This is a genomic window from Rhizobium sp. R635 (assembly GCF_002211285.1).
Classification (GTDB): domain Bacteria; phylum Pseudomonadota; class Alphaproteobacteria; order Rhizobiales; family Rhizobiaceae; genus Rhizobium.
In genome coordinates, this window is sequence record NZ_LOKX01000037.1 from 211,138 (window position 1) to 217,291 (window position 6,154).

The 6,154-nt window shown below is 62.3% G+C and carries 5 protein-coding genes and 1 pseudogene; all 6 read left to right on the forward strand.

The annotated features are described in order from the left end of the window. Positions 1 to 52: 52 nt before the first annotated feature. Positions 53 to 541: a GAF domain-containing protein gene (locus ATY78_RS28020; protein WP_088685511.1), complete on the forward strand. Its 489-nt coding sequence runs from the start codon at positions 53 to 55 to the stop codon at positions 539 to 541. Between the two features lie 231 nt (positions 542 to 772). After that, complete coding sequence (locus ATY78_RS28025; RefSeq protein ID WP_088685512.1) at positions 773 to 1,822, forward strand: LacI family DNA-binding transcriptional regulator; 1,050 nt, start codon at positions 773 to 775, stop codon at positions 1,820 to 1,822. Between the two features lie 27 nt (positions 1,823 to 1,849). Continuing rightward, the gene (locus ATY78_RS28030; protein ID WP_088685513.1) at positions 1,850 to 3,463 is read left to right on the forward strand and encodes an acyl CoA:acetate/3-ketoacid CoA transferase; all 1,614 of its coding nucleotides are present in this window, start codon (positions 1,850 to 1,852) and stop codon (positions 3,461 to 3,463) included. After that, on the forward strand, positions 3,456 to 4,235 hold the full coding sequence (locus ATY78_RS28035; protein ID WP_088685514.1) for an enoyl-CoA hydratase/isomerase family protein: 780 nt from the start codon (positions 3,456 to 3,458) through the stop codon (positions 4,233 to 4,235). Before ATY78_RS28030 ends, ATY78_RS28035 begins: the two co-directional genes overlap by 8 nt. After that, positions 4,235 to 5,743 carry an aldehyde dehydrogenase family protein gene (locus tag ATY78_RS28040; RefSeq protein WP_088685515.1) on the forward strand — a complete coding sequence of 503 codons (1,509 nt, stop codon included), beginning with the start codon at positions 4,235 to 4,237 and terminating at the stop codon, positions 5,741 to 5,743. The genes ATY78_RS28035 and ATY78_RS28040 overlap by 1 nt, the downstream gene beginning before the upstream one ends. A 98-nt stretch (positions 5,744 to 5,841) precedes the next feature. Further along, positions 5,842 to 6,154, forward strand: a pseudogene (locus ATY78_RS28045) (sugar ABC transporter substrate-binding protein); the annotation flags it as partial.

Here is a 6,154-nt window from a genome sequence, read left to right on the forward strand (position 1 = left end):
CCTGCCTATATCAGGCGTCTAGAGCGGTTCAGCTTTTCACGGAAACAAGGTGATGTTCCAGACGGCGGTGATCGAGGCTGGCAGTAAGGCTGAACTCTATCGTCAGCTTGCCCAGCATTTGGAGGGCTTGCTTTCAGGCGAGCCCGACATGATCGCGAACGCCGCCAACACCTCGGCGCTGATGTTCCAGACGATGCCGGATATCAATTGGGCCGGCTTCTATTTCCTGAAAGGCGACGAACTCGTGCTTGGCCCCTTCCAGGGCAAGCCCGCCTGCGTGCGTATTGCCGTAGGCCGCGGGGTTTGCGGGACGGCGATCGCGCAAGGCGCGTCGATCCTGGTCGAGGACGTTCACGCTTTCCCTGGCCACATCGCCTGCGACGCGGCCTCCCGCTCCGAGCTTGTCGTTCCGATCAGAAGCGGCAGCGACATCATCGGCGTCATCGATCTCGACAGTCCGGTCCCATCCCGTTTCGATAGGGATGATCAGGAGGGCATCGAGCGCCTGGCGGAGATTTTCAAGGCAGCGACGACTTTCTGACGATTGGTGTCGGAGCGCATCGCGATTCATTGATGATGGATGCTTCTAGCCGCAACTCATCCGAGCCGGAAAGCTGCATCTTTTTTAGAACGTTCCAATAGCCGCGGCGACGGAAATTCTGAAAATTGACCGTGAAACATGCTGTGTAAGCCGGATCTGCAAATTTTTCTTGACAATATTGGAACGTTCCAAATAAATGAGGAGCAAGTTGGCGGCAGTCGGGAGGATAAAGTGATAAAGGCGCGGGTGACCGTAATCGACATTGCGAAGGCCGCCGGCGTTTCCAAATCGACGGTGTCGCTGGTGCTTCAGGGCTCGTCCCTCGTCAACGAGGGAACGCGTTCCAAGGTCAATGCCGTCATGCGGGAACTCGGCTATGTCTACAATCGCGGCGCAGCCAATCTCCGGCAGGCCGGCGCCAAGTCGAGGATCATCGGCGTCGTCGTCAACGACCTGACGAACAGCTTCTTTGCGGAGCTGGCAGTGGGCGTCGATATGGTCGTTCAGTCGGCCGGTTTCGTGCAGTTCCTGTCGAACACCGGTGAGAGCATCGACAGGCAGCGCGAGGTTGTCGCATCGATGCGCGAGCATGGCATTTCCGGCCTGATCGTCTCGCCGGCGCGTGCCACCGACGCCGCGGATTTCAAGCCGCTGGTGGCGGCAGGCATTCCTGTCGTGGTGGTCGTGCGAAACCTGCCCGGCGCCAAGGTCTCGTCCATCGTCTCCGACAATAGGGCCGGCATGATGGCCGCCGTCGAGCACCTTGTAGGGCTCGGCCACAAGCGTATTGCTTTTCTCGGCGGCTTTCCCGACACGGCTGTGTTCGACGACCGCCTTGCCGGTTACCGCAACGGAATCGAGGCGGCGGGGCTCGGCTATGACGAGGACCTCGTCATCTCGTCCGCCCCCTCGCGGGCCGGCGGGGTGGAGGCGATCGGAAAAGCAATCGCTCTTGGGCGTCGGCCCACTGCGGCCGTCTGCTTCAACGATGCCGTCGCCTTCGGTGTTTGCGACGGGTTGCGTGCGCGCCGTCTGGAGCCGGGCGCTGACTTCGCCGTCGTCGGCTTCGACGACGTCATCGAGGCTCAGGCGGCGGTTCCCGCGCTGACGACGGTCTCGGTCGATCCGCAGGGCATTGGGCGCCGTGGCGCACAGATGCTCCTCAAGCAGATCAATGCCGGCAAGGCGGAAGCCGAGACGGTAACGACAGCCGTTCGACTGGTGGTCCGCGAGAGTTGCGGAGCCGGCAAAGCCGCGCCGGCGAGGGCCGGCAGAGCGTGAATTGAAACAGGGTTCTGAGTGACGCACATGAAGAAGCATCTCACGCCAGCCGAAGCGGCGGCACTGATCCCGGATGGCGCTGTCGTAACGGTATCATCCTCGAGCGGTCTCGGCTGCCCTGATCTCATGCTGAAGGCGATCGGCGAACGGTTCGATGCGACCGGTCATCCGCGAGGCATCACCACTCTTCATCCGATTGCGGCCGGCGACATGAGCGGCATCAAGGGCGTCGACTACATCGCCAAAAAGGGACTGCTCAAGCGTATCGTCGGCGGTTCCTATCCCTCGGGTCCGTCATCCTCCGAGCCGCCGCTGATCTGGCAGATGATCACCAACAACGAGATTCCGGCCTACAACATTCCCTCCGGCATTCTGTTCGACATCCATCGCGAAGCCGCCGCCAAACGGCCGGGCGTGCTGACCAAGGTCGGCATCGACACCTTCGTCGATCCCCGCCGGCAGGGCTGCGCGATGAACGCTCTCGCTTCGGAGGATCCGGTGGTCAAGCGCGTCAGCTTCGAGGGCGACGACTGGCTGTTCTTCCCTTCGATCGTCCCGCAGGTCGCCATCATCCGCGCCACGACAGCCGACGAGCGCGGCAATCTCACCTATGAGCATGAAGGCGCCTATCTCGGTGGTCTCGACCAGGCGCTCGCCGCCCGCAACAATGGCGGCATCGTCATCGCGCAGGTCAAGCGGATCACCAAGGAAGGTTCGCTGAAGCCGCATGACGTCCGGGTGCCGGGAATGCTGGTCGACTATGTCATCGTCGATCCGGATCAGAAGCAGACGACCCAGACGAGCTACGATCCCGCGATCTCAGGAGAGATATTCCGCCCGCTCGACAGCTTCAGCGTTCCGGAATTCAATGTCCAGAAGGTCATTGCGCGCCGCGTCGCACAGGAACTCGAGGCCGGAAGCTGCGTCAATCTGGGCTTTGGAATCTCGGCCAACGTGCCGCGCATTCTGCTGGAGGAAGGGCTTCACGGCGCCGTCACCTGGGTGATCGAGCAGGGGGCGGTCGGCGGCGTGCCGCTGCTCGACTTCGCCTTCGGCTGCGCCTCCAACGCCGACGCCTATATGCCGTCTCCCTATCAGTTCACCTATTTCCAGGGCGCGGGCTTCGATGCGTCGCTCTTGTCCTTCCTCGAGATCGGCAGGGACGGTTCCGTCAACGTTTCCAAGCTCTCTTTCCGGCCGCATGTGACGGCCGGCGCCGGAGGCTTCGTCGACATCACAGCGCGGGCCAAGAAGATCGTCTTCTCCGGCATGTTCAACGCTGGCGCAAAGCTTTCGATCGCCGATGGAACTCTCCTCATCGAGAAGGAAGGCAAGCTGAAAAAGCTGGTGAACGAGGTCGAGCAGGTCACCTTCAGCGGCAGGCGCGCGATCGAGCAGCGGCAGGACATCACCTATGTCACCGAGCGGTGCGTGATGAGGCTGACGCCCGACGGCATCGTCCTCACCGAGATTGTGCCCGGCGTCGATCTTCAGACCCACATCCTCGATCAGTCCGAGTTCCCGCTGATCGTCGCCCCTGACCTGAAGGTCATGGACACTGCACTCTTCCACGAGGCCAAGATTGGCCTGTCGCTTCCTGCAAGGAGGGCGCGGACCTTGGAGGGCATCTTCAATGGCTAGCGGAACGGTTAAGGTCGATATCGAAGGCCACGTTGCGACGCTGACGATTTCTCGCCCGGAGAAGCTGAACGCGCTCGACCTCGATATGTTGAAAGCCTTGGCGGAGGCGGCCGATGCCGTGGAGGCGAACCCGAATGTTCGCGCTGCCATTCTCACGGGCGAAGGGAAGGGCTTTTCCGCCGGAGGCGATATCAAGGCCTGGGGGGGAATGCTGCCGCAGGAGTTCGGCCATGCCTGGGTGCGGCACGGCCATCGCATCTTCGAAAGACTGGCGACGCTCCGGGTGCCGCTGATTGCGGCCTTGAACGGCCACGCCCTCGGAGGCGGGCTTGAGCTGGCGGGCGTTGCCGACATTCGTCTTGCCGAAGAGCAGATCAAGATCGGCCTGCCGGAAACCGGCCTCGGAATGGTGCCTGGCTGGTCCGGCACCCAGCGTCTCGTACGCCGCTTCGGTGCGCAGGTCGTCCGGCGCATGGCGCTCGGTGGCGAGATATTCACTGCCGAAGAGGCGCGTTTGCTCGGTATCGTCGATGCGGTCGTTCCAACCGGAAATGCGCTTGCCGCCGCCAGGGAATATGCCGAGCGGATTGCCGCGAGAGGTCCGGCCGCCATCGAGATCGTCAAGCTGATGATCGCATCGGCAAACGGCGAAGACAACGGAACCGCGGTCGAAGCCCTGGGCTCGATCCTCGCCGCCAAGACCGGCGATCTGAAAGAGGGCGTCGCGTCGTTCAGCGAGAAGCGCCCGGCAAAGTTCAAGGGAGAATGGTAATGACGATCCTCGTCAATCCGACGGCGCTGAGCAATGATAAAGCGCGCGATTTCAAGATGCTCATCGACGGCAAATGGGAGGCCGCCGCCGCCGATCCGATCGAGCGGATCGCGCCAAGCCATGGCGTTGTGGTCAGCCGCTTCCCGACCGGCAGCAAGAAGGATGCCGAGCGTGCCATCGCCGCCGCGCGCAAGGCCTTCGATCTCGGGCCGTGGCCCCGAATGACCGCCTCCGAACGTTCCGCCATACTTCTGAAGGCTGCCGATCTGATCGCGGCCCGCGCCGAAGAGCTCGCATTCCTCGATGCCATCGAGGCCGGAAAGCCGATCACGCAGGTGCGGGGTGAAATTGCCGGCTCCGTCGACATATGGCGCTATGCGGCCGCCCTTGCCCGCGATCTCCACGGTGAAAGCTACAACACGCTCGGCGACGGCACGCTCGGCGTCGTCCTGCGCGAAGCGATTGGCGTAGTATCGATTATCACGCCCTGGAATTTCCCGTTCCTGATCGTCGGCCAGAAGCTGCCATTCGCCTTGGCCGCAGGCTGCACGACAGTCGTCAAGCCCTCGGAACTGACATCGGGATCGACGCTCGTGCTCGGGGAAATCCTGCAGGAAGCAGGCATTCCGGATGGCGTGGTCAACATTGTCACCGGTACGGGACCTGAGGTCGGTGCGGTCATGACGTCCCATCCGGACGTCGATATGGTGTCCTTCACCGGCTCGACCGGCGTCGGCAAGTTGACCATGTCGAATGCCGCGCAGACGCTGAAGAAGGTCTCGCTGGAACTGGGCGGCAAGAACCCGCAGATCGTATTCCCCGATGCCGATCTCGACGCCTTCATCGATGCCGCCGTCTTCGGCGCATATTTCAACGCCGGCGAGTGTTGCAATGCCGGCTCGCGGCTGATCCTGCACAAATCGATCGCTTCCGATGTCGTCAAACGGATTGCCGAACTGTCGAAGAATGTGAAGGTCGGCGACCCCCTCGATCCCCAGACGCAGGTCGGCGCAATCATCACGCCGCAGCATCTGGAGAAGATATCGGGATATGTCACCGGCGCGAGAAGCAGCGGTGCGAAGATCGCGCATGGCGGCGAGAGACTCGACCTCGGCATGGGGCAGTTCATGTCGCCGACGATCCTCGAAGCGGTCACGCCTGACATGGCGGTGGCGCGCGAGGAAGTCTTTGGCCCGGTCCTGTCTGTCCTGACATTCGAAACGACTGCCGAAGCCATCAGGATCGCGAATTCCATCGATTACGGCCTTTCGGCCGGTGTCTGGAGCCGCGATTTCGATACCTGCCTGACCATCGGCCGGTCGGTGCGGGCGGGCACAGTCTGGATGAACACCTTCATGGACGGCGCCTCGGAGCTGCCCTTCGGCGGCTACAAGCAGAGCGGCCTCGGCCGCGAGCTCGGCCGCCATGCGGTCGAGGACTACACGGAGACCAAGACGCTGAACATGCATATCGGCAAGCGCACCAACTGGTGGATGCCGAGAACTTAAGGCCGGCTTGGCCGGCAATGAAACTACGCCTGAGGAGGGCGGGTGATCGGATGCGGGAATGGTTCCGCATCTTCCAAACTGAACTGGGAGGTTCTTTGATGCGTAAGTTTCTGACAACGACTGCCGTGATCGCACTGGCTGTAGCCGGCGCCGGCGTGTCCGCACGTGCTGCCGACGTAAAGGAAGTTCAGATGCTTCACTGGTGGACGTCAGGCGGCGAGGCGGCTGCTTTGAACGTCCTGAAGGAGGATCTTTCGAAGGAAGGCTTTGCCTGGAAGGACGTGCCGGTTGCCGGCGGCGGCGGTGATGCGGCGATGACGGCGCTGAAGGCGATGGTGGCGGCGGGGACCTATCCGACGGCCTCGCAGATGCTGGGCTATACCGTGCTCGATTATGCCCAGGCCGGTGTCA

What these genes read in the sequence shown, in the direction of transcription:
- ATY78_RS28020 (WP_088685511.1), top strand. Translation starts at nt 53, where the DNA reads ATGTTCCAGACGGCGGTGATCGAGGCTGGCAGTAAGGCTGAACTCTAT.
- ATY78_RS28030 (WP_088685513.1), top strand. Translation starts at nt 1,850, where the DNA reads ATGAAGAAGCATCTCACGCCAGCCGAAGCGGCGGCACTGATCCCGGAT.
- ATY78_RS28035 (WP_088685514.1), top strand. Translation starts at nt 3,456, where the DNA reads ATGGCTAGCGGAACGGTTAAGGTCGATATCGAAGGCCACGTTGCGACG.
- ATY78_RS28040 (WP_088685515.1), top strand. Translation starts at nt 4,235, where the DNA reads ATGACGATCCTCGTCAATCCGACGGCGCTGAGCAATGATAAAGCGCGC.